This window comes from Flavobacterium sp. (genome assembly GCF_039916025.1).
Taxonomy (GTDB): domain Bacteria; phylum Bacteroidota; class Bacteroidia; order Flavobacteriales; family Flavobacteriaceae; genus Flavobacterium.
Genome location: NZ_JBDSMB010000033.1, coordinates 1 through 26,305 on the forward strand (window position 1 = coordinate 1; position 26,305 = coordinate 26,305).

23 protein-coding genes are annotated in these 26,305 nt (G+C 35.7%); 16 read left to right on the forward strand and 7 right to left on the reverse strand.

The genetic code is table 11. From position 1 onward, the window contains the following. The 3 genes from ileS to ABIQ27_RS01700 form a co-directional block, all read left to right on the forward strand. Window positions 1-2,994, forward strand: a 2,994-nt coding sequence (gene ileS / locus ABIQ27_RS01690) for an isoleucine--tRNA ligase (RefSeq protein ID WP_348031460.1), incomplete at its 5' end; no start/stop codon positions are given. A 7-nt stretch (window positions 2,995-3,001) separates the two neighbouring features. Next, entirely contained in the window at window positions 3,002-3,382 is a 381-nt protein-coding gene (locus ABIQ27_RS01695) for a TraR/DksA C4-type zinc finger protein (RefSeq protein WP_136150994.1), read from the forward strand. Window positions 3,383-3,471: 89 nt separating this feature from the next. Further along, a complete protein-coding gene (locus tag ABIQ27_RS01700) occupies window positions 3,472-4,092 on the forward strand; it encodes a lipoprotein signal peptidase (protein WP_348031462.1) in 621 nt (206 codons plus the stop codon). Here the strand turns inward: ABIQ27_RS01700 and ABIQ27_RS01705 are convergent. Then, window positions 4,085-4,651, reverse strand: a complete 567-nt coding sequence (locus ABIQ27_RS01705) for a 5-formyltetrahydrofolate cyclo-ligase (RefSeq protein ID WP_348031464.1) — start codon at window positions 4,649-4,651, stop codon at window positions 4,085-4,087. The genes ABIQ27_RS01700 and ABIQ27_RS01705 overlap by 8 nt on opposite strands. A 71-nt stretch (window positions 4,652-4,722) precedes the next feature. On the opposite strand from ABIQ27_RS01705, the gene uvrC reads away from it, so the two are divergent. The 12 genes from uvrC (at window position 4,723) to ABIQ27_RS01765 (ending at window position 19,661) form a co-directional block, all read left to right on the forward strand. Continuing rightward, a complete protein-coding gene (gene uvrC / locus ABIQ27_RS01710; RefSeq protein ID WP_348031466.1) occupies window positions 4,723-6,519 on the forward strand; it encodes an excinuclease ABC subunit UvrC in 1,797 nt (598 codons plus the stop codon). Then, window positions 6,520-8,802 carry a patatin-like phospholipase family protein gene (locus ABIQ27_RS01715; protein WP_348031468.1) on the forward strand — a complete coding sequence of 761 codons (2,283 nt, stop codon included), beginning with the start codon at window positions 6,520-6,522 and terminating at the stop codon, window positions 8,800-8,802. Window positions 8,803-8,882: 80 nt separating this feature from the next. Beyond that, window positions 8,883-10,520, forward strand: coding sequence for an amino acid permease (locus tag ABIQ27_RS01720; protein ID WP_348031469.1), 1,638 nt, complete (start codon window positions 8,883-8,885; stop codon window positions 10,518-10,520). Window positions 10,521-10,763: 243 nt separating this feature from the next. After that, window positions 10,764-11,921: a homogentisate 1,2-dioxygenase gene (locus tag ABIQ27_RS01725; protein ID WP_348031471.1), complete on the forward strand. Its 1,158-nt coding sequence runs from the start codon at window positions 10,764-10,766 to the stop codon at window positions 11,919-11,921. A 140-nt stretch (window positions 11,922-12,061) separates the two neighbouring features. Further along, on the forward strand, window positions 12,062-13,222 hold the full coding sequence (gene hppD, locus ABIQ27_RS01730) for a 4-hydroxyphenylpyruvate dioxygenase (RefSeq protein ID WP_348031472.1): 1,161 nt from the start codon (window positions 12,062-12,064) through the stop codon (window positions 13,220-13,222). Between the two features lie 8 nt (window positions 13,223-13,230). Then, window positions 13,231-13,422 (forward strand): hypothetical protein, encoded by a 192-nt coding sequence (locus ABIQ27_RS01735; RefSeq protein ID WP_348031474.1) that lies wholly within the window; start codon window positions 13,231-13,233, stop codon window positions 13,420-13,422. Between the two features lie 434 nt (window positions 13,423-13,856). After that, window positions 13,857-14,630: a DUF3108 domain-containing protein gene (locus ABIQ27_RS01740; RefSeq protein WP_348031476.1), complete on the forward strand. Its 774-nt coding sequence runs from the start codon at window positions 13,857-13,859 to the stop codon at window positions 14,628-14,630. Continuing rightward, entirely contained in the window at window positions 14,630-15,562 is a 933-nt protein-coding gene (locus tag ABIQ27_RS01745) for a tryptophan 2,3-dioxygenase family protein (protein ID WP_348031478.1), read from the forward strand. The genes ABIQ27_RS01740 and ABIQ27_RS01745 overlap by 1 nt, the downstream gene beginning before the upstream one ends. A gap of 6 nt (window positions 15,563-15,568) precedes the next feature. After that, complete coding sequence (locus ABIQ27_RS01750; protein WP_348031480.1) at window positions 15,569-16,807, forward strand: peptidoglycan DD-metalloendopeptidase family protein; 1,239 nt, start codon at window positions 15,569-15,571, stop codon at window positions 16,805-16,807. 84 nt (window positions 16,808-16,891) lie between these two features. Beyond that, window positions 16,892-18,535, forward strand: a complete 1,644-nt coding sequence (gene pgi, locus ABIQ27_RS01755) for a glucose-6-phosphate isomerase (protein WP_348031484.1) — start codon at window positions 16,892-16,894, stop codon at window positions 18,533-18,535. A 76-nt stretch (window positions 18,536-18,611) separates the two neighbouring features. Continuing rightward, the gene (locus ABIQ27_RS01760; RefSeq protein ID WP_348031486.1) at window positions 18,612-19,034 is read left to right on the forward strand and encodes a hypothetical protein; all 423 of its coding nucleotides are present in this window, start codon (window positions 18,612-18,614) and stop codon (window positions 19,032-19,034) included. Window positions 19,035-19,118: 84 nt separating this feature from the next. Further along, window positions 19,119-19,661: a septal ring lytic transglycosylase RlpA family protein gene (locus ABIQ27_RS01765; protein WP_348031488.1), complete on the forward strand. Its 543-nt coding sequence runs from the start codon at window positions 19,119-19,121 to the stop codon at window positions 19,659-19,661. Here ABIQ27_RS01765 and ABIQ27_RS01770 read toward each other — a convergent pair whose 3' ends face one another. Beyond that, complete coding sequence (locus tag ABIQ27_RS01770; RefSeq protein WP_348031490.1) at window positions 19,662-20,129, reverse strand: CYTH domain-containing protein; 468 nt, start codon at window positions 20,127-20,129, stop codon at window positions 19,662-19,664. Between the two features lie 186 nt (window positions 20,130-20,315). On the opposite strand from ABIQ27_RS01770, the gene dinB reads away from it, so the two are divergent. After that, window positions 20,316-21,398, forward strand: coding sequence for a DNA polymerase IV (dinB, locus tag ABIQ27_RS01775; RefSeq protein WP_348031492.1), 1,083 nt, complete (start codon window positions 20,316-20,318; stop codon window positions 21,396-21,398). A gap of 59 nt (window positions 21,399-21,457) precedes the next feature. Here the strand turns inward: dinB and ABIQ27_RS01780 are convergent, their stop codons facing one another. The 5 genes from ABIQ27_RS01780 to fabF all read right to left on the reverse strand — a co-directional run bounded on the left by ABIQ27_RS01780 (window position 21,458) and on the right by fabF (window position 26,270). Then, on the reverse strand, window positions 21,458-22,207 hold the full coding sequence (locus tag ABIQ27_RS01780) for a Bax inhibitor-1/YccA family protein (RefSeq protein ID WP_348031501.1): 750 nt from the start codon (window positions 22,205-22,207) through the stop codon (window positions 21,458-21,460). Window positions 22,208-22,232: 25 nt separating this feature from the next. Then, complete coding sequence (gene pyk / locus ABIQ27_RS01785; protein WP_348031494.1) at window positions 22,233-23,663, reverse strand: pyruvate kinase; 1,431 nt, start codon at window positions 23,661-23,663, stop codon at window positions 22,233-22,235. 5 nt (window positions 23,664-23,668) lie between these two features. Further along, on the reverse strand, window positions 23,669-24,154 hold the full coding sequence (locus ABIQ27_RS01790; RefSeq protein ID WP_348031495.1) for an IPExxxVDY family protein: 486 nt from the start codon (window positions 24,152-24,154) through the stop codon (window positions 23,669-23,671). 115 nt (window positions 24,155-24,269) lie between these two features. Continuing rightward, entirely contained in the window at window positions 24,270-25,010 is a 741-nt protein-coding gene (gene rnc / locus ABIQ27_RS01795; protein ID WP_348031497.1) for a ribonuclease III, read from the reverse strand. Window positions 25,011-25,016: 6 nt separating this feature from the next. Continuing rightward, window positions 25,017-26,270, reverse strand: coding sequence for a beta-ketoacyl-ACP synthase II (gene fabF / locus ABIQ27_RS01800; RefSeq protein WP_348031499.1), 1,254 nt, complete (start codon window positions 26,268-26,270; stop codon window positions 25,017-25,019). Window positions 26,271-26,305 lie beyond the last annotated feature (35 nt).

A 26,305-nucleotide genomic window follows, 5' to 3' on the forward strand; every position in this document is an offset into this window, starting at 1 on the left:
ACCGAAAAAATGGGGTATTGGGTTGATATGGAAGATCCATATGTGACCTACAAATCCAAATATATGGAATCGGTTTGGTGGTTGTTAAAACAGATTTACGATAAGGATTTACTATACAAAGGCTACACAATTCAGCCGTATTCTCCAAAAGCCGGAACCGGATTATCTTCTCACGAAGTAAACCAACCGGGAAGTTATAGAGATGTAACGGATACAACTGTTGTAGCACAATTCAAAACAAAACAGGAAACCTTACCAGGCTTTTTACAGGGCTTTGGCGATGTTCACATTTTGGCCTGGACGACAACGCCCTGGACATTACCAAGTAACACAGCATTGACAGTTGGACCAAAAATCGATTATGTTTTGGTGGAAACTTTTAATCAATATACTTTCCTTCCGGTAAAAGTTATTTTGGCTAAAAACTTAGTCGGAAAGCAATTCGGAAAAGGATTTTTTGCAAGTGAAGAAGCTGCTGATTTTGAAAATTTCCAAGCCGGATATAAAAGTATTCCATTTAAAGTTTTGGCCGAATTTAAAGGAAAAGACTTGGTCGGAATTTGTTATAAACAATTAATGCCATTGGCTTTGCCCTATCAAAATCCGGAAAATGCCTTTAGGGTAATTGCTGGAGATTTTGTTACTACTGAAGATGGAACAGGAGTAGTTCACACGGCGCCGACATTTGGCGCGGATGATGCTAAAGTCGCCAAAGAAGCAAAACCGGAAGTGCCGCCAATGTTGGTTTTAGATGTAAATGGAAATCCAGTGCCGTTGGTTGATTTACAGGGTAAATTTATCCAAGGCTTAGGCGATTTGTCTGGGAAATATGTGAAGAACGAATATTACGATGCTGATCAGGCACCCGAACGTTCTGCAGATGTTGAAATTGCAATCCAGTTAAAAGAAGAAAACAAAGCTTTCAAAGTAGAAAAATACGTTCACAGTTATCCACACAGTTGGAGAACAGACGAGCCATTACTATATTATCCTTTAGATTCCTGGTTCATTAAAGTAACCGAAGTCAAAGACAGAATGTTTGACCTAAACGAAACCATCAACTGGAAGCCAAAAGCAACCGGTGAAGGCCGTTTCGGAAACTGGCTGAAAAACGCCAACGACTGGAACTTATCGCGTTCAAGATATTGGGGAATTCCATTGCCAATCTGGAGAACAGAAGACGGAACCGAAGAAGTATTGATTGGTTCTGTTGAAGAATTATACAACGCAATCGAAAAATCTATCACAGCAGGTTTTCAAAAAGAAAATCCTTTTAAAGGTTTTGAAATCGGAAACATGAGTGAAGCAAACTATGATTTGGTGGATTTGCACAAAAATGTTGTTGATGCAATTACGTTAGTTTCGCAATCGGGTAAACCAATGAAACGTGAAGCGGATTTGATTGACGTTTGGTTTGACTCTGGAGCAATGCCTTATGCACAATGGCATTATCCATTTGAAAACAAAGACAAAATCGACCAGAACAAAGATTTTCCAGCCGATTTTATTGCCGAAGGTGTTGACCAAACACGTGGTTGGTTCTATACGTTGCACGCAATCGGAACTTTGGTTTTTGATAAAATTGCTTATAAAAATGTAGTTTCAAACGGTTTGGTTCTTGACAAAAACGGACAAAAGATGTCCAAACGTTTAGGAAACGCCGTTGATCCATTTACAACCTTAGCTGAATATGGTCCGGATGCCACACGTTGGTATATGATTGCGAATGCAAATCCGTGGGATAACCTGAAATTTGATATCGAAGGTGTTGCTGAGGTTCGTCGTAAATTCTTCGGGACTTTATACAATACTTATTCGTTTTTCTCGTTATATGCTAACATTGATGGTTTTAAATACGCTGAAGCGGAAATTCCGTTAAACGAAAGACCGGAAATTGACCGTTGGATCTTATCCGAATTGCATACGTTGATAAAAGTAGTTGACGATGCTTACGCAGATTACGAACCAACAAAAGCAGCGAGAGCTATTTCTGATTTCGTTCAGGAAAATTTGAGTAACTGGTATGTTCGTTTGTGCAGAAGAAGATTCTGGAAAGGCGAATACGAAAAAGATAAAATTGCGGCATACCAAACATTGTATACTTGTTTGATAAACGTAGCAAAACTATCGGCGCCAATCGCTCCGTTCTTTATGGACAAATTGTATCGCGATTTAGTCAACACCACTAATAGCGAGGAATTTACGAGTGTACACTTAGCAAAATTCCCGGTTTCGGTTGAAAACTTTGTTGATAAATCACTCGAAAGCAAAATGATGAAAGCGCAAACGGTTTCGTCACTGGTTTTATCACTTCGAAAAAAGGAAATGATAAAGGTGCGTCAACCTTTGCAAAAGGTTATCATTCCTGCCTTTGACGATAATTTCAAAGCAGAAATCAATGCGGTTTCCGACTTAATAAAAGCCGAAGTAAACGTTAAAGAAATCGAACTTTTAGATGATGCATCGGGCGTTTTGGTCAAGCAGATTAAGCCGAATTTCAAAGCACTTGGACCACGTTTTGGTAAGGACATGGGGTTGATTGCCAAAGAGATACAGAATTTAACGGCAGACCAAATCAACGAATTGGATAGTAAAGGAGAGCTATCGCTTGTTATTTCAGGAAATAGTATAATTTTAACATCCGAGGATGTAGAAATTTCTTCACAGGATATTCCGGGTTGGTTAGTGGCAAATGCAAATGGCATAACTGTTGCGTTAGACATCACCCTTACAGAAGAATTGATAAAAGAAGGAATAGCAAGAGAATTGGTAAACAGAATTCAAAACCTTAGAAAAGATTCAGGATTTGAAGTAACAGACAAAATTAAGGTTCATTTGCAGACAAACAACGGTTTAGAAAAAGCAGTTGCAGCTAATGAAAATTATATCAAATCGGAAACACTAACAGAAACATTGGTTTTTGTAGATGATTTGAACAACGGTACAGAAATAGAATTTGACAATATAAAAACAAGAATATTAATCTCAAAATAGAATTAAGATGGTAGAAGAAAAAATGAGATACTCAGATGCAGATTTAGCAGAGTTCAAAGAAATTATCATAAACAAAATGGAAAAGGCAAAGGTTGACTTAGAGTTGATAAAGAGCGCCTATATGAATGACTTAAACAATGGAACTGATGACACATCACCAACGTTTAAAGCATTTGAAGAAGGCAGCGAAACGATGTCTAAAGAAGCCAACTCACAGCTTGCAATTCGTCAGGAGAAGTTTATCCGCGATTTGAAAAATGCTCTTTTCCGTGTTGAAAATAAAACATATGGTGTTTGTAAAGTTACAGGAAAGCTAATTTCGAAAGAAAGATTACGCGTTGTTCCTCATGCAACGATGAGTATTGAAGCTAAAAATCTGCAACGATAACAACTTTACTATTAATAGTGTAACGCTCCAAAACGGAGCGTTATTTTTTAGAAAAATAGTGTTATTTTTGCGCCATTAAAACCCTATAAATGTCCTTAAGAAATTCCATTTTAATCATTGCCATTATTTTATTGGTTGACCAATTCGTCAAAATTTATATCAAAACCAACTTCGTTTATGGTGAGGCAGGACAAATTGATGTTGCCAGTTGGTTTAAAATATTACTAATTGAAAACGAAGGAATGGCTTGGGGAACCAAAATCCCGGGTGCTTATGGAAAATTAATATTAACTGTTTTTAGAATCTTAGCAGTTTTTGGAATTGGCTATTGGTTGTATGACGCAAGCACCAAACACAGTTCTAATTATTTAATGGTTGCGATTGCCCTGATTTTTGCTGGTGCCGTTGGGAACATTATTGATTCTGTTTTTTATGGTGTTATTTTCGATAATAGCTACAATAATGTAGCGACTTTATTTTCTGAAAACCCTTATGGCACTTGGTTTCATGGTAAAGTGGTCGACATGTTATATTTCCCAATATTAGAAGGTAATTTTCCAAAATGGCTGCCTATTTGGGGCGGACATCCATTCAAGTTTTTTAATGCTATTTTTAACATTGCCGACATGGCGATTTCAACAGGTGTTGGAATTCTGATTGTGTTTAACAAAAGAGCATTTGCTAAGAAAACTTCTCTTGGAACTAATTAAACGAGTGAATAGTTTTTGGAGTAACACAATAATCTAATCGGATATCAGTCGGGAAAACTTCTTCAATTATTTCTTCTGGTTCAAAAAAGGACAATCCAACTTTGATAACATCTTCGGGGCACTTTGCTAAAAAAGCATCGTAAAACCCTTTACCATACCCTACTCTGTTTCCCAATTTGTCATACGCTAAGAGCGGTACAAAAACCACTTCTACTTTGGAATTCGGAACTTCTATCCCATCTACTGGTTCGTAAATATTATATTGGTTTTTTTGGAATTTGGTATTATCTGTTAGCAAATAATTTGTCATTCCACAGCTTTCAAAATCACATTTTGACACCAATATTTCTTTGTCTTTCCCAGCCAGAATCTGAAGGATGAATTCGGTTTCTACTTCTTTTAGCTCTTCAATAGTCAGATATAAATGAAAATAGATTTTCTCCCAAATATCCAACTGCAGAGTTCTATTGGCAATCGCCAAACTCTTGTCTTCAATTTCGTCAATAGATAATTGCTGACGCAAGGCTTTGTATTTAGCTCTGAGTTCTTTTTTATTCATGCTGTAAATTTAAAAATTAAATTCAATCGCATTGATTTGAAATTCACGATTTACACATTAACTTTGTTACTATGAATATTCCTTCAATCGAACTTCAAATACAAACACTGCCCGACAATCCAGGCGTGTATCAGTATTATGATAAAGAAGGCAAAATCCTGTATGTTGGCAAAGCCAAAAACCTCAAAAAAAGAGTAGCTTCCTATTTCAATAAAATACATGACAATGGCAAAACCAATGTGTTGGTCAGAAAGATTGTCACAATAAAACATATTGTCGTTTCTTCAGAGCAGGATGCGCTTTTGCTTGAAAATAATCTGATAAAAAAACTTCAGCCGCGATACAATGTGTTATTGCGTGATGACAAAACCTATCCGTGGATTTGCATCAAAAAAGAACCTTTTTCCCGAATATTTCCAACGCGCAGAATGATTAAAGACGGCTCGGAATATTTTGGTCCGTATACCACTTTCAAAACAGTTCATACCATTTTAGATTTAGTCAAAGAGTTGTATCCGCTGCGAACCTGCAACTATGATTTGAGTGAAGCGAATATCAAATCGCATAAGTACAAAGTGTGTTTGGAATATCATATCGGCAATTGCAAAGGTCCATGTGAAGGATTGGAAACTTTGGAACATTATCAAAAACAAGTCGATGCCATTCGTCAAATTCTGAAAGGAAACTTCAAAGACAGCTTGCGCGATTTTAAAAAACAGATGAATGAGTATGCATCGGAAATGAAATTTGAAGCGGCTCAGAAAATCAAGGAAAAAATACATGTTTTAGAGAATTATCAATCTTATTCTCAGGTTTTAAATCCTAAGATTTCGAATATTGATGTGTTTTCCATTGTTTCAGATGAAGCTACAGCGTATGTCAACTTTTTACAGATTTCGCATGGTGCCATCATTCGGTCGTTTACTCTAGAGCTCAAAAAGAAGCTTGACGAACCAGATGAACAATTGTTAGAACTGGCTGTTGTAGAACTTCGGGAACGTTTTCAATTGACATCCAAAGAAATCATACTGCCTTTTGCATTAGATTTTGGCGATAAAATAAAAGTTACTGTTCCGCTGTTAGGCGATAAAAAAAAGATATTAGATCTTTCTGAAAGAAACGCCAAATACCAGCGATTAGAACAGCTGAAGCAAATTCAGATTGTAGATCCGGAACGCCACACGAATAGAATAATGGCACAGATGCAAAAGGATTTACGACTTTCCGTTGAGCCAAGACACATTGAGTGTTTTGATAATTCGAACATTCAGGGAACAAATCCTGTTGCGGCTTGTGTTGTTTTTAAAGACGGCAAACCAAGCAAAAAAGATTATCGCCATTTTAATATAAAAACTGTTGAAGGGCCAAATGATTTTGCATCGATGGAAGAAGTGGTTTACAGAAGATACAAACGGCTTTTGGACGAAAACCAGCCGTTACCACAATTGATTATTATCGATGGGGGAAAGGGACAATTGTCATCGGCCTTGAAAAGCATCGATGATTTGGGTTTGCGAGGAAAAATAGCCATTATTGGAATCGCCAAACGATTGGAAGAATTGTTTTATCCGGGCGATTCTGTTCCGTTATATCTGGATAAAAAATCAGAAACGCTCAAAATCATTCAGCAATTGCGCAACGAAGCACACCGTTTTGGGATAACACATCATCGTGACAAAAGAAGTAAATCGGCATTGAATTCAACCATAGAATTGATTCCTGGAATTGGTGAAAAAACAATGCTGACATTACTAAAACATTTTAAAAGTGTTAAAAGATTGAAATTAGCCACAGAAAAAGAAATTTCCGAGGTTGTTGGAGCATCAAAAGCAAAAAAAATTTCCGACTTTTACCAAAAAGAGCAGTAAATGTTTAAAGAGCCATTAGCCATTAGCCATAAGCCATTAGTCACAAGTAATTTTGTTGCTAAAGTATTTTCCACTATTGGCTTATGCCTATTGCCTATTGCCTTTTTGCTACTTTCTCAAACTTCATTTTCTCAAGAAAAAACAAAACGTCCCAAAATCGGCTTGGTTCTTAGTGGTGGTGGTGCCAAAGGATTTGCTCATATCGGGGTTTTAAAAGTGCTGGAGCAAGCTGGTGTGAAAATCGATTACATTGCCGGAACCAGTATGGGTGCAGTTGTTGGAGGTTTGTATGCTTCTGGTTATAGCGCCACGCAAATAGATTCTATTTTTTATAACACAAATTTTGATGAATTGCTTCAGGATTATATTCCGCGTTCTTCCAAAAGTTTTTACGAAAAACGAAATGACCAAATTTATGCCATTTCGTTACCATTTAATAAGCTTAAAATCGGAATTCCGATAGCTTTTTCCAAAGGAATGTACAATTATAGTTTATTGTCAAAACTCACTCACAAAGTAAGAGACGTTAGGGATTTCCGAAAACTCCCAATTCCGTTTTTGTGTGTTGCCACCGATATTGAAAAAGGGGAAGCGGTAATTTTGGACCATGGTTATCTGGCTCAGGCCATGTTGGCCAGCTCTGCATTTCCATCTTTATTTTCTCCAGTAGAAATTGACGGGAAATTATTAATTGATGGCGGCGTTATCAATAATTATCCTGTGGAAGAAATTCGCAAAATGGGTGCCGATATTGTCATTGGAGTTGATGTGCAGGATGACTTAAAAGACCGTAAGTCACTAAAAGATGCTACACGGATTTTGGTTCAGATTACCAACCTTGATATGATCAGGGAAATGAAAAACAAGCAAAGGCTAACTGACATTTACATAAAACCCGATGTTTCAAACTATGGCGTGATTTCATTTAGTGAAGGAAGAGAAATTATTAAAAAAGGAGAAGAAGCCTCATTTGCAGTGTATGAACAAATTAAAAAATTAGCCGACACTACACAGACTTACAAGATAAAAAGTGTAAAAATCACATCAGATTCCCTAAAAATAAAAAGCATTACGATTAATAAATTGGACAATTATACCCGAGCTTATGTTTTGGGGAAGCTTCAGTTCAAAAACGGGAAAACAATCTGTTATGAAGATTTAAAAACCGGGATAAATAACATCAATGCTACCCAGAATTTCAGCAGAATCAGCTATACCATAGAGGGTAAAGAGAATGAAGATGAACTAAAGTTAACACTGACAGAAAATCCGGTAACTACCTTTTTGAAGTTTGGCATTCATTACGATGGCTTATATAAAAGTGGTGTTTTGGCGAATATTACACAGAAAAAATCGCTGTTTAAAAATGACGTTTTGTCTTTTGATCTAATACTTGGCGATAATATCAGATACAATTTGGATTATTATATAGACAATGGTTTTTATTGGAGTTTCGGCGTGAAATCTCGTTACAATACTTTTAATAAAAACTCAACCACAGATTTCAGAAACGGCGAACTACTTAGTTTGCTGGGGCTAAACAGCATAAATGTTGACTTTCAGGATTTTACAAATCAGGCATATTTGCAAACCGTTTTCATTCAGAAGTTTTTGATTGGAGCCGGAATTGAGCATAAATATCTAAAAATACAATCAGATAATTTAATCGGGACAAATCCAACATTTGAAAAAAGCAGTTATCTTAGTGCTTTTGGTTATCTGACTTATGATTCCTATGACAATAAGTTATTTCCAAAGAAAGGATGGATGTTTTCCGGGGATTTTCAGTCATATCTTCATTCTTCTGATTATACAAAAGAATTCAGCCGCTACTCGATTGCAAAAGGCGAAATTGGTTTTGCTAAAACCATTTATAAAAAGCTAACGCTAAAAGTTCAATCAGAAGGTGGATTTACGATTGGAGAAGAAAGCGTGCATTTTTTTGATTTCGTTTTGGGAGGTTACGGATTCAACAAGGTTAATAACTTCGAATATTTTTATGGTTATGATTATTTAAGCATTGCTGCCGATAGTTATATAAAATCATGCTTCACTTTGGATTATGAGATTTACAAAAAAAACCATATAAATTTTGCGGCAAATTATGCCAATGCTCAGGACGGATTGTTTGAAAATGGGAACTGGCTTTCCAAACCGACTTATAATGGCTATGCTATTGGCTATGCTTTGGAATCGATAATCGGACCAGTTGAAATAAAGTATTCGTGGTCGCCTGAACTCCGTAAAGGATATGCCTATTTCACCGTCGGATTCTCATTTTAAGCCAAAACAATTCTTTATATCTTTATTAAAATAAAAAACTATATTTGAAGCTAGTAAACTATTAACTAAAAAACCACCATATGTCTATTTGGAAAAGAAAACCACTGTCTCAATTACTGAATGAGGCATCAGATTCTGAAAAAGGATTAAAGAAAACATTGACAGCATCAGGATTAGTTGCTTTAGGAATTGGAGCAATTATTGGGGCAGGATTATTTTCAATTACAGGTTTGGCAGCCTCTATGAATGCTGGTCCGGCCATTACAATTTCATTTCTTGTAGCAGCATTCGGTTGCATTTTTGCAGGATTATGTTATGCTGAATTTTCATCAATGATTCCTGTTGCAGGAAGTGCTTACACCTATTCATTTGCAACAATGGGAGAATTTGTAGCCTGGATTATTGGTTGGGATTTAGTTTTGGAATATGCCGTTGGTGCCGCCACCGTATCCATTAGCTGGTCGAGGTATTTTGGGAAATTTTTAAGCGGTTACGGAATTCATATCAGCGATTCTTTTATGCTGTCTCCATTTGAAGGCGGAATAATAAATGTTCCCGCAGTGGTTATCGTAATGATAATGTCACTAATCTTAATCCGTGGAACCAGAGAATCTGCTTTTGTAAATAGTATTATAGTTTTATTAAAAGTTACTGTTGTTTTGGTATTTATCGCTGTGGGATGGCAATACATAAAACCAGAAAATTATACACCATACATTCCTGAAAACACAGGTAAATTTGGAGAATTTGGATTTTCCGGAATCATTAGAGCTGCCGCAATTGTATTCTTTGCTTACATTGGTTTTGATGCTGTCTCTACTGCAGCTCAGGAAGCAAAAAATCCAAAACGCGATATGCCAATCGGGATATTATTATCATTAGGAATTTGTACAATCTTATATATTCTTTTCGCTCACGTAATGACTGGAGTTGTAAACTATCAGGCTTTTGCGGGTAAAGACGGAATTGCTCCTGTAGCTATTGCAGTTGAATCAATGGGAACTGTTGGCGCTAACGGAATGATTACTCCGGCGTATCCTTGGTTAAACACTGCTATTCTTCTGGCAATTTTAGGAGGTTATGCTTCCGTTATTTTAGTAATGCTAATGGGACAAAGTCGTGTGTTTTTCTCAATGAGTAAAGATGGTCTTATGCCAAAAGTATTCTCTGAAGTACATGCTAAATTCAGAACTCCGGCAAAAAACAATTTATTGTTCATGGTGATTGTGAGTCTTTTTGCAGCATTTGTTCCGGCAAGAGTTGTCGGTGAAATGACCAGTATCGGAACATTGTTTGCGTTTATTTTAGTATGTATCGGAGTTTTAATCATGCGTAAAAAAATGCCGGATGCTCCAAGAGCTTTCAGAACACCTTTAGTACCATTTGTACCAATTGCCGGAGTTTTGGTGTGTTTATTCATGATGGTGTTTTTGCCATTGGATACATGGATTAGACTTATCGTTTGGATGATGATTGGATTTGATTTGTATTTATTCTACGGAATGAAACACAGTTTGTTAAACAAAGGTGCTTTCAGCTTAAGTAATTATAAAACTGTTGCGGGTACGGGATTGGGAATGGTTTTCGCATTGATTGTTATTGCGTATGTTCACCATTCCGATCCAAATATTGATGACTTGTTCTTGTTTTATTTCTCTTTAGCATTTGCTGCGGTACACGCGTTGATTTATGCTTATAGCTTTAAAAAAGCAAGATAAATTCAGAACATAAATTATAAAAGGTATTGAAAGCTTGAGTCATCAAATTTTCAATACCTTTTCTCTTTTACAAATATTTCACAATAAACAATTCCAAAATTTAAATTTTTCCGATATTTGTGTACATGAAAACTTGGAGCAATCTATTAGCACATTTAAAATTTCTGATTAAAAGAAATCCGGAGTGAGAATCGTATTTTCATTTTCAAATTATCTCATTTTCAAATTTTCAAATTAACTATTATGCCACTATATCATAAACTTGGCGATTTTCCACAAAAAAGACACACACAGTTTGAAAAACCAAACGGCGGTTTGTACTACGAACAGCTTTTTGGTACCGAAGGATTTCACGGACATGCTTCGTTGTTATACCATGTTCACAGACCAACGCAAGTCAAGGAAATAACTAAATCATATTCAGTTGAACCAAAAATTGCCATTGGCAAAAACATAAAATCATTGCTTCTGAAAGGTTTTGAATTAAAACCGGAAGATGATTTTCTCGATAGCCGAAAAGCCATGTTGGTCAACAGAGATTGCACGATTGGATTGGCAGCGCCAAAAAAATCACTGACAGCATATTTCTATAAAAATGCCGATGCCGATGAACTAATTTTTATCCATAAAGGAAAAGGAAAGTTGCGCACGATGATGGGAAATATTCCATTTGAATACGGAGATTATCTTATCATTCCACGCGGAATCATCTATCAAATCGAGTTTGACACTGAAGATAACCGATTGTTTTATGTAGAATCTTTTGCGCCTTTTTATACGCCAAAACGATACAAAAATGCATCTGGACAACATTTGGAACATTCGCCATTTTGCGAACGCGATTTTAAATTGCCAAGTGAGCTGGAAACACATGACGAAAAAGGAGATTTTCTAATCAAAATCAAAAAGGAAGGCATGATACACGAGGTTGTTTATGCTACACATCCTTTCGACGTTGTAGGTTGGGATGGTTATAATTTCCCATATGGATTCAGCATTCATAATTTTGAACCAATAACAGGACGTGTTCATCAGCCGCCACCGGTTCATCAGACATTTGAAACATCAACTTTTGTGGTTTGTTCATTCGTGCCAAGAATGTATGATTATCATCCAAAAGCGATTCCTGCACCATACAATCACAGCAATATCGACAGCGATGAGGTTTTGTATTATGTTGACGGCGATTTTATGTCACGAAATAATATCGAAGTTGGTTATATTACGTTACATCCAAAAGGAATTCCCCACGGTCCGGCACCAGGCGCAATGGAAAGAAGCATTGGACACAAAGAAACTCAGGAATTAGCCGTTATGGTTGATACTTTCCGTCCATTAATGGTGACAGAAGAAGCGATGGGATTAGACGATGGGAAATACTATCAATCCTGGTTAGAATAATTTGGATTCATCCTGAGTTTATTTCAGGAGCTATTTCCCGCTTTCCGCGCTACACGGTAGCCAGCTGCAATCGGGGCTAAAAAAATAAATTTTAAACTTCACGACTGAAGCATTCGTGCATTCGTGGCAAAAAATAGAATATGAGTAAAGAAATAAAATCCGTAGAATACGGACTAGAAAAAATATTTGAAGGCGCACAGGATTTCCTTCCGCTTTTAGGAACAGATTACGTAGAATTTTATGTTGGTAACGCCAAACAAGCTGCTCACTTTTACAAAACAGCTTTTGGATTTCAGTCACATGCCTACGCCGGATTAGAAACCGGATTGAAAGACAGAGCATCTTATGTTTTGAAACAGGATAAAATCCGTTTGGTATTGACAACAGCTTTAAAAAGCGATTCCCCAATTGGAGAACACGTAAAAAAACACGGTGATGGAGTTAAAGTCGTTGCCCTTTGGGTTGAAGATGCTCGTTCTGCATTTGAAGAAACTACAAAACGTGGCGCCAGGGTATTTATGGAACCAACTGTTGAAACTGACGAACACGGAGAAGTTGTTCGCGCTGGAATTTACACTTATGGCGAAACCGTTCACATGTTTGTAGAGCGCAAAAACTATAAAGGAGCATTTTTACCAGGTTACAAAGAATGGAAATCAGATTACAATCCGGCTCCGGTTGGCTTGAAATATGTTGATCACATGGTTGGAAATGTTGGCTGGAATGAAATGAATACCTGGGTAAAATGGTACGAAGATGTAATGGGATTTGTAAACTTCCTTTCGTTTGATGACAAGCAAATCACTACAGAATACTCAGCTTTGATGAGTAAAGTAATGAGCAACGGCAACGGAAGAATTAAATTCCCAATCAACGAACCTGCAGAAGGAAAAAAGCGTTCGCAAATTGAGGAGTATCTAGACTTCTACGAAAGTGCAGGTATTCAGCATATCGCAGTTGCTACTGATGACATCATTAAAACAATTGCTGATATGCGTTCAAGAGGAATTGAGTTTTTGAGCACTCCGCCACAAGCATACTATGATGCAATCCCTGAGCGCTTGAAAGATCATATGCATAAGTTCAAAGAAGATATCAACGAACTTCAAAGATTGGGTATTATGATTGACGCAGATGAAGAAGGTTATTTGTTGCAAATCTTTACCAAGCCTATCGAAGACAGACCAACATTGTTCTTCGAAATCATCCAAAGAATGGGTGCCAGAGGTTTTGGCGCCGGAAATTTCAAAGCATTATTTGAATCTATCGAAAGAGAACAAATGTTGCGAGGAACGCTATAATTATTCAAATGAATATTTATTTAGAAAAATTAGTTGGTCTGGCTTTAATTATATTAGGCGTGCTATATTATAAAAGAATGAATTTAAAAACCAAGTATAAAGGATATTACGGCATGTATCATGGTTATATAGCAAGTTTTGGGTTGATTCTTTTTGGCATTATTCTGCTTTTTGGATTGCGGGGAGTTTTAAAACATTAGAAAGCATATTTATGTTTTTTTATTTATCAGGGAAAGGAGTTTTACTCCTTTTTTTGTGCAAATACATTTCTGAAATGCATCACAAGAAAATAAATTATCAACTTATTCCAAACCAACTTAAATGTTGCGAGGAATTTTGCAAAAAGCGTATTTCTTTGAATATTATTTAAAAAACAATCGATGAATAAGCCATATTTTATTAATTAAGTGTTAAAGTTGATAAATTGCTTGTAATTACGCAACAGTTTGAAGTATATTTGCACCATCAAAAAAATGAGGAGTGGTTTCCTCTGATTTTTGGATAAATTTTCATAATTTATAGTTTTTTGGTTGGTTAATAGCATAAAAACTCAGTCATTAATTTGACTGGGTTTTTTTGTTTTGGTACATTTGGAACAGATATTGCAAATGCAGCATAAAAAACAATTGCACCCATGAAAAAATATTTTTTATTATTATTGGTTTTTATCACTGTAAGTTTTGATTCTCAAAAGCCTGACGCCTACGATTCAGGTGAATGGTTTAAGTTCAGGATACATTACGGATTTGTAAATGCAGGATATGCAACTCTCGAAGTAAAAGAAGCCATTAGAGGCAATAAAAAGATATATCATGCTATTGGTAAAGGATATACTGTCGGAATGTCACGTTTTTTCTTTAAGGTAGATGATAACTATGAAAGCTATTTTGATAAAGTGACCAACAAGCCTTTTCAATTTGTTAGAAAAATTGACGAAGGCGGCTACACAAAAAACGAGGAAGGATTTTTTAATCAGGATGTCAACAAGGTTCTGGTAAAAGATTATAAAAAGAAAACTGAGAAAACGATTTCTGTTACCGAGAACGTTCAGGATATAATTTCAACGTTTTACTTTTTAAGAAATCATCCAAACATTGACAAATTGAAAGTTGGAGAATCAATTGTCGTAGATATGTTTTTTGATGATGAAGTGTATAAGTTTAAGTTAAAATTTATAGGCAGAGAAACTTTAAAAACTAAATTTGGGAGCTCTCCAACAATGATGTTTAGACCAATTGTTCAGTCGGGAAGGGTTTTCAAAGAAGAGGAAAGCTTAACTGTCTGGATTTCTGATGATGACAACAAAATTCCGTTGAGAATAAAAGCCAGCTTAGCAGTTGGATCTATAAAAGCCGATTTAGAAGGATACAAAGGATTAAAAAATCCATTCATGGTTAAATTAAAATAATGAATAGTAAAACAAATTCAGATTCAGTATTAGATGCATTAGACCAAAAATTTGGTGCCATAAATCAAAAAACCGAAACACATCTCGAAGGTTTAGTTTGGGCAAAGCCAATAACCTATTGGGATTATATTCAAACCGATGCTTTACTCAATTTACAAATACAAAGAACAGTTCTTCCTGATGAAATGGTTTTTATCATGTATCATCAAGTAAATGAATTGTTATTCAAAATGATACTTTGGGAAATAAACCAACTGTGTCATACTGATAAACCAAAAACAGATTACTTTACCGAAAAACTGAGAAGAATCAGCCGCTATTTTGATATGTTGACAACTTCGTTCGACATCATGGGCGACGGAATGGAAGTAGAACAATATATGAAATTCAGAAATACACTAACGCCGGCAAGCGGGTTTCAAAGTGCACAATACCGAATGATAGAATTTGCTTCTACAGATCTGATAAACCTTATCGATTACCGATTCAGAGCTTCTATTGATAGAAATACGCCTTATTCTCATGCCTTTGAACATTTGTATTGGCAGGCAGCAGGGAAAGATCATCAAACAGGTCACAAATCATTTTTAATTTTAGAATTCGAAAGAAAATATCGTGAAGAATTTCTTCGCTATATGGAAGAATACAACACCATTAATATTTGGCAAAAATTCAAGCAATTGCCCGAAGCTGACCAAAAAGACAGCGAATTAGTAAAAGCCATGCGTCATTATGACCATACAATTAATGTTACTTGGGTAATGGGACATTTGAATGCTGCCAGAAAGTATATCGACAGCGGGAAAGGTTCAGGTGAAGCAACAGGCGGAAGTGATTGGAAAAAATACATGCATCCTAAATACCAACGCAGAATATTTTTCCCGGAATTATGGAGCGAAGAAGAATTAAAAAACTGGGGCGAAGGAGTATAGTTAAGCATGATGTCAAAAATCTTTCAAAAATTATTTCTGATTTTTCTTCTGTCAACATTCATAACTTCATGTAATAAAGCTAAAGAAGAAGAAACTGTTGTTCCAAAAGCCAGACCAAAAATGGTCGAATTTGGATTCGATATGCGTGATTTCAATATGGTTAACGACACCATAAAATCAGGTGATACTTTTGGAAGTTTATTAGAAAAACAAAACCTTAACGGAAATGAAGTTTACGATATAGTAGCCAAAGTAAAAGATACTTTTGACGTTAGAAGTATCCGAAAAGGGAAACCATTTACGATACTTAGAAGCAAAGACAAAACCAATAAAATTCAGGTTTTTATCTACCAGCCTGACAAATTGAATTTCTATGTTATTGATTTCAGAGATTCAATCGTAGCACATAAAAAAACAAAACCATTAACATTCAAATCCCGAACAATTGCAGGTGCATTAGATGGTTCGCTATCAGGAACGCTTGAAAATTTAAAAGTCGACCCGGCATTAGCACCAAGAATAGCTAAAATTTATGCCTGGTCCATCGACTTTTTCAAATTAAAAAAAGGAGATAAGTTTGCTTTAAAATTTACAGAAAGATACATCAATGATACTATTTATGATGGTGTTGATAGTTTGAAAGCGGCATTTTTTGAATACAAAGGCAAGAAAGTTTATGCTTTCCCATTTGCGCCAGATGCAAATACAAAAAAGCAGCAATACTTTGATGAAGAAGGAAAAACACTAAAAAACTTTTTCCTAAAAGCACCCTTGAAATTCGTCAATATCACATCTCATTTTGCCAAAAACAGATTTCATCCGGTTCAGTTAATCTGGAAAGCACATAAAGGAACAGATTATGCCGCGCCAACAGGAACTCCAATCATGACAACTGCTGCAGGTGTTGTAGAACAAGCCGGATTTACAACGGGTAATGGGAATTTCGTTAAAGTAAAACACGACAGAACCTATTCAACACAGTATTTACACATGTCTAAAATATTGGTTCGACGTGGTCAAAGAGTAACACAAGGACAAGTTATCGGCAAAGTAGGAAGTACAGGATTAGCTACTGGGCCACATGTTTGCTATCGTTTTTGGAAAAATGGTGTGCAGGTTGATGCTTTGAGATTGAAATTGCCAATATCAACACCAATGGATTCAAAGTATAGACAAAAATATATGGAATACATGAATCCGTTAAAAAGAGAATTGGATAGTGTTTCTGATGCTTCAAAAAAATAATTTTCACAACTACAACGTTGGCGTAAAAGATTACTAAAATTTATACCAATCATATTTGTAAATTTGTCATTCAAAATCTTAAAAATGGCTTTACCAAATATAAATCCAACCAGTACACAGGCCTGGGAAAAACTGAATCAGCATTACGCTCAAATGAAAAATGTTTCCATGAAGGAAATGTTTGCCAATGATAAATCAAGAGCCGAAAAACTCCACATTCAATGGAATGATTTTTTAGTTGATTATTCCAAGAATATTATCAATCAGGAAACGCTGTCATTACTTCAGGATTTAGCCAAAGAAGTAAATCTAAAATCAGCAATCGACAGTTATTTTTCGGGAGAAAATATAAATCAAACAGAAGACAGAGCAGTACTTCACACCGCTTTACGTGCGCCACAAAACAGTACAGTTTTTGTTGATGGTAAAAATGTCTTGCCTGAAATTTTTGAAGTAAAAAATAAGATAAAAAGCTTCTGTAACGAAGTTATTTCCGGAACAAAAAAAGGATATACCGGAAAACCATTTACTGATGTTGTAAACATCGGAATTGGAGGTTCAGATCTTGGTCCGGCGATGATTGTCGAAGCATTGCAGTTTTATAAAAACCATTTGAATGTTCATTTTGTTTCTAATGTTGATGGCGACCATGTCAATGAAATCATTAAAAAACTGAATCCAGAAACAACACTTTTTGTAATCGTTTCAAAAACGTTTACTACGCAGGAAACGTTAACCAATTCAGAAACTATCAGAACCTGGTTTTTGAAATCTGCTAAACAGGAAGATGTTGCCAAACACTTTGTAGCGGTTTCAACCAATATTCAAAAAGTAACCGATTTCGGCATCAATCCTAAAAACATTTTCCCAATGTGGGATTGGGTTGGCGGACGATTTTCACTTTGGAGTGCCGTTGGTTTATCTATAAGTTTGGATGTCGGATTTGACAATTTCGATGATTTATTAAAAGGCGCCAACGAAATGGATGAACATTTCAAAACGACTGATTTTGAAGAAAATATTCCAGTTATTTTAGCATTGCTAAGCATTTGGTATAATAACTTTTTTGGAGCTGAAAGCGAAGCACTAATTCCGTATACACAGTATTTACAAAAACTTGCACCGTACTTACAACAAGGCATTATGGAAAGCAACGGTAAAAGTGTTGGACGCGATGGGAAACCAGTAAATTACCAAACAGGAACAATCATTTGGGGCGAACCCGGAACCAATTCACAACACGCTTTCTTCCAATTAATTCATCAGGGAACAAAATTAATTCCGACCGATTTTATCGGATTTGTAAAACCATTATACGAAAACCAGGATCATCACGACAAGTTGATGTCTAACTTTTTTGCGCAAACAGAAGCTTTGTTAAACGGCAAAACAGAAGCGCAAGTAAAAGCCGAATTTGAAAAACAAAATATAACTGGAGAAAAAGCAGCTTTCCTACTTCCATTCAAGGTTTTTGCTGGCAATAAACCAACGAATACCTTTTTAATAGAAAAACTCACGCCAAAAACTTTGGGTTCTTTAATCGCTTTGTATGAGCATAAAATATTTGTTCAGGGAATTATCTGGAACATTTTTAGTTATGACCAATGGGGCGTTGAATTAGGAAAACAACTGGCCAATTCTATTTTGGATGAAATTCATGATTCGAAAGTAAAAGAGCATGACAGTTCAACAGAATTTTTACTCAAACACTTTCTGAAAAACAAATGATTATCAAAAACGGCAAATTTGTTTGCCGTTTTTTTATGCCTTTTTCGTTATATTTGTTACTCTAAAAAATAAAACGATGTACAATTTTGTTCAAAAATTCCATTCAGGTTGGGCTTATTTAGCTTTGTTATTATTAGTTTTTGCAGTAGTAAATTCATTGATTGGGAAATCTTCTAAAAAAGAATTTACAGCCAAAGATAGAAAAATTGCGCTGTTTGGGCTTATTGCAACACACATACAATTGGTAATTGGTTTGATTCTTTATTTTGTTTCTCCAAAAGGATTTGCAGTATTTGGACAAATGGAAAACGCAGAGTTAAGACTGATATCATTAGAACATCCATTAGTCAACCTAATTGCCATTACTTTGATAACAGTTGGTTGGTCAAAACATAAAAAAGCAGCTAATAGTGAAGCAAAATTTAATAGCATTTTTATATTCTATGGTTTAGGATTGCTGTTAATTTTAAGTCGAATTCCATGGAAATTGTGGTTTTAAAAAGTAAACCTAGAAGTCCTGAAAAGGACTTTTTTTATCAGGGTACACTTTTTGTAATCAAGCCCCCAAATTAAAATACCACTCATGAATAAAAAGATATTTATACTAATTTTTTTAATGCTTACTTCTTTATTTAGTAATGTTTCAGCTGAAAACAGACACAAACAAAAAGGTAAAAAGAAAGCGAAAACAGCCAAGGTTTCTGAAAAAAAAGAACCGGAAAAGACAATCACAGCTGTTAAAATTGACACTTCAAAAGTCAAAGCAAGAAATATTATTACCGAAATAGATTCATTAAACAAAGAGAAAAGTCTAGCATTTAAACCCTATAAAAAAAATGCTCACGCTTCTTACTATCACAATAAATTTAATGGAAGAAGAACCGCAAGCGGTTTAAAATTTGACAATACAAAATTAACTGCGGCTCATAAAAAATTACCTTTTGGAACAATTGTAAGAGTAACAAATGAAGCCAATGGAAAATCAGTAATTGTTGAAATTACGGATCGCGGGCCATTTTCAAAAGTGAGAGAAATTGATTTAACCAGAAGAGCTTTTATGGAGTTAGCAGATAATAAAAATTCAGGAGTTGTTATCGTTACAATTGAAATTGTCGACCTAAAATAATCACCAGCTCTTAAACGGTTTTATACTCAAATAAGCATTATAAAAACGTTCATCGTTAGTTACTTCTTTACCAAGCCAACTTGGTTTTTCAAAAGATTCATTTTCGGATTGCAATTCGATTTCGGCAAAAACTAAGCCTTCATTTTCGCCCGCAAAAACATCAACTTCATAAATGTGATTGCCCACTTTTACTTCATGACGAATTTTATCAATTGTTCCGCTTTCGCAAATCATCAATAGTTTTTCAGCATCTTCCAACGGAATTTCGGTTTCCCATTCCAACCGTGTTGTGCCAGTTGCATTTCCTTTTCCTTTTATGGTCAAAAAACCTTTGTCTTCTTTAATTCTGACACGAACTGTTCGCTCCGGATTTGAATTCAAATAGGCCTGAACGATTCTTTTTTTAGCAAAAGCTTCTTGCAGAAAATCATTCGAAAGCACTAAAAATTTACGTTCTATTTCTACCATTTTTTAGGATTTATACTGAATTCATTTCAGGAGCTATTTCCAGCTTTTCACTATATCTTTTTTGATTTAAAAAAACCAAAAAAGGATGCCGTTTCAATCTGGGCTATTTGGTCAAATGCGAAGCATTCACCGAACACCAATAAAAAATAAACACTTGGCGAGGTAAATATATTATAAATTTGCGATATGGCTGAACCGATTCTACAAAGAAAAATTATTCATATCGACATGGATGCATTTTATGCTTCTGTCGAGCAATTGGATAATCCTGAGTTGAAAGGAAAGCCTTTGGCTGTTGGAGGAAGTGAAACACGCGGCGTTGTTTCGGCGGCAAGTTATGAAGCTCGAAAGTTTGGAGTAAGAAGTGCTATGAGCGGCGTTCAGGCCAAAAGGAATTGTCCCGATTTGATTTTCGTCCGGCCAAGATTCGAGCGTTATACGGAAATCTCTAAAATGATTAGAAAAATATTTTACGAATACACCGATTTGGTCGAACCTTTATCTTTGGACGAAGCATATCTTGATGTTACCCAAAACAAAAAAGGAAATCCAAGCGCATCATTAATCGCACAGGAAATCAGAAAGCGAATTTTTGATGAAGTCGGAATAACTGCTTCAGCCGGAATTTCGGTAAATAAATTTGTGGCCAAAGTTGCCAGCGATTATAACAAACCAAACGGACAAAAAACGGTAAATCCGGAAGAAGTGGAAAGCTTTCTGGAAAACCTGGATATCAAAAAATTCTACGGCATTGGAAAAGTCACAACAGACCGAATGTACCATCTAGGGATTTTTACAGGGAAAGATCTGAAATCAAAAACAAGCGAATTTCTTGAAGAACACTTTAGCAAAAGCGGTTTGCACTTTTATAATATTGTCCGCGGCATTCACAACAGTCAGGTAAAACCAAACCGAATTACAAAATCGGTTGCGGCGGAACATACATTCAATGAAAACCTGACTTCTGAAATTTTCATGATGGAAAAACTGGAACGCATAGCATCCGAACTTGAAAATCGATTGAAGAAATATAACATTTCAGGAAAAACGGTAACACTCAAAATCAAATACAGCGATTTTACAACACAAACACGAAGTAAAACCCTGCCTTACTTTATTTCTGATAAAGGATTGATTCTGGAGACTGCGAAAGAGCTATTATATCAGGAACGAATGAAAGAATCAGTTCGACTACTCGGAATTTCGCTAAACAACTTAAATACCGAAATCAAAAAAGCAGTTGTTGTTCAGTTAAGATTCGAGTTTTAAGCATAAAAAAACCAGTCTTGTCTTAAAACGAGACTGGTTTTATATTTATTTGTGAAAGATTATTTTCTGTTAAGTTTTGATAACAATCTTAAGAATTCGATATACAACCAAACTAACGTAATCATTAATCCCATTGCGCCATACCATTCCATGTATTTTGGCATTTTTTGTTGTGCTCCTTTTTCGATTTGATCGAAATCTAAGAACAGATTCAAAGCAGCAATTACGATTACAAAAGCGCTGATTCCAATACTCATCATAGAATTTCCATAATGAACAGGTTGGAAACTTGTAAACATTGATAACAGCCATGAAAACAAATAATAAGTTGCAATTGCCAACGTTGCAGCAAGAACAACAGATTTAAATTTTTCAGTAACTTTTACAATTTCATATTTATAAAGTGCAAAACAAACCATAAAAGTTACAAAAGTGCAACTAACAGCTTGTATCACAATTCCTGGATACATTACTTCAAAAATCGCAGAAATACCACCAATAAACAATCCTTCAAAAATCGCATAACCGGGTGCTAAAAACCCGGAATATTGTGGTTTGAAAGTAGCAATTAGGACCAAAACAAAACCAACAATGGCACCACCAATTGCAAAAATAATTGGATTAGGCATTGACCAGGTTACAGCCGCACTTGCGATTAATAAAATCAACATCAGGAAACTTTTATTGATAGTTCCCGAAACTGTCATCGTTTCATTACGATCAATTACAACTGCATTATGTGTAACTGCATCGTTATTTTCCTTAAACGATTTTGTTTTAAAAAACGGATTGTTTGAAATCATAATAATAGTATTTTTTAAAAAGTAAATTTAGTTATTCTATTTCAGATACTCTCAAAGTATTTACCATTCCTTTATCTGCAACCGGCATGGCCGCAAGATTGATAAGCATATCGCCTTTCTTTACGTATCCTTTTTCTTTGGCAATATCATTCACATCACCAACGGTATCATCAGTGCTTACAAATTTATCGTAAAAGAAAGAGTTAACTCCCCAAAGCAAACTCAATTGTGTCAATATTCTTTTGTTGGAAGTATACACTAAAATATGTGATTTTGGCCTCCAGGCCGAAATTTGAAAGGCAGTATAACCACTATTGGTTAAGGTTGAAATTGCTTTTGCTTTGATTTCATTGGCCATAATCGCCGCGTGATAACAAATCGATTTTGTAATAAAACGTTTTGTTCTTACGTGAGGCGGATTTTGAGGCACAATAATCAATGGTGAATCTTCAACAGCTTCAATGATTTGTGTCATTTTTTCGATTACTTCCACAGGATAATTTCCAACCGATGTTTCTCCGGAAAGCATCACCGCATCTGCGCCATCCATTACCGAATTGGCAACGTCATTCACTTCGGCACGTGTTGGAGTTAAACTTGTAATCATCGTTTCCATCATTTGTGTTGCCACAATTACCGGAATTCGGGCCGTTTTGGCTCTGTGAATTAATTTCTTTTGAATCAACGGAACTTCATGTGCCGGGATCTCAACACCCAAATCACCACGAGCCACCATCAAACCGTCGCAGAAAGCTACGATTTTATCAATGTTTTCAACGGCTTCAGGTTTTTCGATTTTGGCAATAATCGGAATTTTATAAGAAGAATGTTTGGCAATTAAATCCTGTAATTCTTCTAAATCTTTTGGAGTTCTAACGAATGAAAGTGCAATCCAGTCTACTTCTTGTTCAATAGCAAACAGCGCATCTTTGATGTCTTTTTTGGTCAAAGCCGGAAGCGAAACCTTCGTGTTTGGAAGGTTAACTCCTTTTTTAGATTTTAATGGTCCGCCTTGAATTACTTTACAAACAACTTCTGTTGTTCCGTTAGTTTCCAATGCTTCGAACATCAATTTCCCATCATCTAAAAGAATAAATTCGCCGGGATTTACATCACGTGGAAATTCTTTATAGTTCATGTAAACACGTTCTTTTGTTCCGGGAATATCTTCGGCAGTTTGAAAAGTGATAATATCGCCAGGACTTACAACAACATCTTCTTTCATCACACCAACACGTAGTTTTGGACCTTGTAAATCGGCTAAAATTGCGGTATTGTATCCAAACTCATCATTCAAACCTCTGATGATATCAATTCTTTCTTTTACATCGGCGTAATCGGCGTGGGAAAAATTAACGCGAAACACATTTACTCCAGCGTCGATCATTTTCTTAATCACTTCCTTCGAACTACATGCCGGACCAAGTGTGGCTACAATTTTGGTTTTTTTTCTAGTTGGCATTCTACTTAAAAAATTAAATTATTTTTTGACTTTATTTTTTCTACTTCTACAGCGTAAACGGTGCTTACCCTGTCTATTTTTTTAATACAATTTTCAATTTTTAACACATCAATATTGACTTCCCCATTTTCAATTTTTAAAAAATAATCTACTTTTTTAAACTCGGGAATCAAATAAATCTTTGTCGAAAAATTACTGTTGCTTTCGGCAAACAATCCCTGATTGCTATTTTGCGAAGGAACAAAATAATCGTTTTTATTCTGAACTAAATTCCATGCAATGTCTTTTGAATCTTCAAAAACAAAACGCGTAAACTGAGTTTCACCTTCTTTGTTGCTAATCTGAATATTACAATTGCTTTTTTGGAGATTAATTGGAAGATTTTGATTGATATAATATGCCAATCTATAATCGTCTAAAGTCGAATGAATAGCAATTAATTGATAATCTATATCGTCGAACTCTTCAAGATGCAATTTGTGAATAGCCATATTATTGCAATTATAAGTTGTAAATATAGTATATCTGTTACAGATATTTACGCACAACAGTTTAGGAAAATGATATTTTATGAACGAAAACGTTATAGTTTTTTGAGAATCTGTATTATTTTTTGTCGATTCTTTCCTGAAATGCAAAATAAGCGCGTTGTGCTGCTTTTTCTTCTGCTTTCTTTTTTGATGTTGCTCTTGCTTTGGCAATTACTTTATCATCAATACTAAGTTTAACGCCAAAATATTTTTGACCATCGTTTCCGTTGTCATCAAAAACATCAAAATTGAATGATTTCTTTTCCTTTTGACACCATTCAATCAGCAGGCTTTTATAGCTAATAACTTTTCCTTCGAGTTTGGCAATGTCAACATATGGGATGATGACGCTTTTTTGAATGAATTTTTCACAAAAATCATAGCCTTTGTCAAGGAAAATTGCGCCAACCAATGCTTCAAAAATATTCCCGTGAATGTTTTCACCAAAGTGTTGTGTTGGCACTTTACTTTCCACAAATCGGATTAGATTTAAGTCTCTTCCCAATTCATTCAAATGTTCGCGACTCACAATTTTGGAGCGCATTTTGGTTAAATAACCTTCATCGCCAGCCGGAGCTTTGTTATAAAGATGTGCAGCAATTACAGCACTTAACATAGCGTCGCCTAAAAATTCCAATCGTTCGTAATTCATCGGATTTCCTATTAAATCCATTTGATTTGTCGAACGGTGTGTAAATGCTTTTTGGTAGTAAATAATAGATTGGGGTTTGAAACCTATTATCTTTTTAATTTCGGTAAAAAAAATCCCGTCCTCTTCCGAACGGGATTTTTTAAATATATTTTTTAGAATTTTCACGGGAAATTATGCTTCAAGTTTTTTGAATAAAACGCAAGCGTTGTGTCCACCAAATCCAAAAGTATTACTCATGGCTACATTGATTTCTCTTTTTTGAGCTTTGTTCAATGTTAAGTTTAAACTTGGGTCAATATTTTCGTCCACAACAGTATGGTTAATTGTTGGAGGAACGATTCCGTGTTTCATTGCCAGAATTGAAGCAATAGCTTCAATAGCACCAGCCGCACCAAGTAAATGACCAGTCATTGATTTGGTAGAATTGATGTTGATGTTTTTAGCATGATCACCAAAAACAGCACTGATTGCTTTTAATTCGGCAACGTCACCAAGTGGAGTTGAAGTTCCGTGAGTGTTTATATGATCAACTTGCTCAGGTTTCATTCCGGCATCGCGAAGTGTATTATTCATAACCGCGATAACGCCAATTCCTTCCGGATGTGGAGCGGTTAAGTGATAAGCATCTGACGACATTCCGCCACCGCCGATTTCACAATATATTTTAGCACCACGCGCTTTTGCGTGTTCGTATTCTTCAAGAACCAATGCACCGGCACCTTCACCAAGAACAAATCCGTCACGGGTTGCGTCAAAAGGTCTCGAAGCCGTTTCCGGACTATCATTTCTTGTTGATAAAGCCTGCATTGAGTTAAATCCGCCCATTCCGGCAATAGTAACTGCCGCTTCAGAACCACCGGAAATAATGACATCACACATTCCCAAACGAATGTAGTTGAAAGCATCAATCATCGCATTGGCTGAAGAAGCACAAGCAGAAACAGTAGTATAATTTGGCCCCATAAATCCATTTCGCATCGAAATGTGAGCAGGAGCAATATCGGCAATCATTTTTGGAATAAAGAAAGGATTGAAACGTGGCGTTCCATCGCCTTGAGCGTAACTAATAACTTCTTCTTGAAAAGTCTCTAATCCACCAATTCCGGCGCCCCAAATTACACCAACTCTTTGTTTGTCAACATTAGTATCTGTAATTCCGGCATCTGCAATGGCTTCCTGACTTGCTGCAACAGCATACTGTGCAAATTTGTCCATTCTTCTAGATTCCTTGCGGTCCATATAATCTTCAATATTGAAGTTTTTGACTTCGCAGGCAAATTTTGTTTTATGCTTTTCGGTATCGTAATAGGTAATTGGAGCCGCACCACTAACGCCATTGATTAAAGCATTCCAGTATTCCTGGATGTTGTTTCCAATAGGTGTTATTGCGCCCAAACCTGTTACTACAACTCGTTTTAATGTCATAATTTATTTTTTACAATTGTATTTAAACAAATAAT

What these genes read in the sequence shown, in the direction of transcription:
- ABIQ27_RS01740 (WP_348031476.1), top strand. Translation starts at nt 13,857, where the DNA reads ATGAAAAAATATTTTTTATTATTATTGGTTTTTATCACTGTAAGTTTT.
- ABIQ27_RS01790 (WP_348031495.1), bottom strand. Translation starts at nt 24,154, where the DNA reads ATGGCTATTCACAAATTGCATCTTGAAGAGTTCGACGATATAGATTAT.
- pgi (WP_348031484.1), top strand. Translation starts at nt 16,892, where the DNA reads ATGGCTTTACCAAATATAAATCCAACCAGTACACAGGCCTGGGAAAAA.
- ABIQ27_RS01725 (WP_348031471.1), top strand. Translation starts at nt 10,764, where the DNA reads ATGCCACTATATCATAAACTTGGCGATTTTCCACAAAAAAGACACACA.
- ABIQ27_RS01705 (WP_348031464.1), bottom strand. Translation starts at nt 4,651, where the DNA reads ATGAATAAAAAAGAACTCAGAGCTAAATACAAAGCCTTGCGTCAGCAA.
- ABIQ27_RS01765 (WP_348031488.1), top strand. Translation starts at nt 19,119, where the DNA reads ATGAATAAAAAGATATTTATACTAATTTTTTTAATGCTTACTTCTTTA.
- ABIQ27_RS01715 (WP_348031468.1), top strand. Translation starts at nt 6,520, where the DNA reads ATGTTTAAAGAGCCATTAGCCATTAGCCATAAGCCATTAGTCACAAGT.
- fabF (WP_348031499.1), bottom strand. Translation starts at nt 26,270, where the DNA reads ATGACATTAAAACGAGTTGTAGTAACAGGTTTGGGCGCAATAACACCT.
- uvrC (WP_348031466.1), top strand. Translation starts at nt 4,723, where the DNA reads ATGAATATTCCTTCAATCGAACTTCAAATACAAACACTGCCCGACAAT.
- ABIQ27_RS01700 (WP_348031462.1), top strand. Translation starts at nt 3,472, where the DNA reads ATGTCCTTAAGAAATTCCATTTTAATCATTGCCATTATTTTATTGGTT.
- ABIQ27_RS01760 (WP_348031486.1), top strand. Translation starts at nt 18,612, where the DNA reads ATGTACAATTTTGTTCAAAAATTCCATTCAGGTTGGGCTTATTTAGCT.
- ABIQ27_RS01735 (WP_348031474.1), top strand. Translation starts at nt 13,231, where the DNA reads ATGAATATTTATTTAGAAAAATTAGTTGGTCTGGCTTTAATTATATTA.
- ABIQ27_RS01770 (WP_348031490.1), bottom strand. Translation starts at nt 20,129, where the DNA reads ATGGTAGAAATAGAACGTAAATTTTTAGTGCTTTCGAATGATTTTCTG.
- pyk (WP_348031494.1), bottom strand. Translation starts at nt 23,663, where the DNA reads ATGCCAACTAGAAAAAAAACCAAAATTGTAGCCACACTTGGTCCGGCA.
- ABIQ27_RS01750 (WP_348031480.1), top strand. Translation starts at nt 15,569, where the DNA reads ATGATGTCAAAAATCTTTCAAAAATTATTTCTGATTTTTCTTCTGTCA.
- hppD (WP_348031472.1), top strand. Translation starts at nt 12,062, where the DNA reads ATGAGTAAAGAAATAAAATCCGTAGAATACGGACTAGAAAAAATATTT.
- ABIQ27_RS01695 (WP_136150994.1), top strand. Translation starts at nt 3,002, where the DNA reads ATGGTAGAAGAAAAAATGAGATACTCAGATGCAGATTTAGCAGAGTTC.
- ABIQ27_RS01720 (WP_348031469.1), top strand. Translation starts at nt 8,883, where the DNA reads ATGTCTATTTGGAAAAGAAAACCACTGTCTCAATTACTGAATGAGGCA.
- ABIQ27_RS01745 (WP_348031478.1), top strand. Translation starts at nt 14,630, where the DNA reads ATGAATAGTAAAACAAATTCAGATTCAGTATTAGATGCATTAGACCAA.
- dinB (WP_348031492.1), top strand. Translation starts at nt 20,316, where the DNA reads ATGGCTGAACCGATTCTACAAAGAAAAATTATTCATATCGACATGGAT.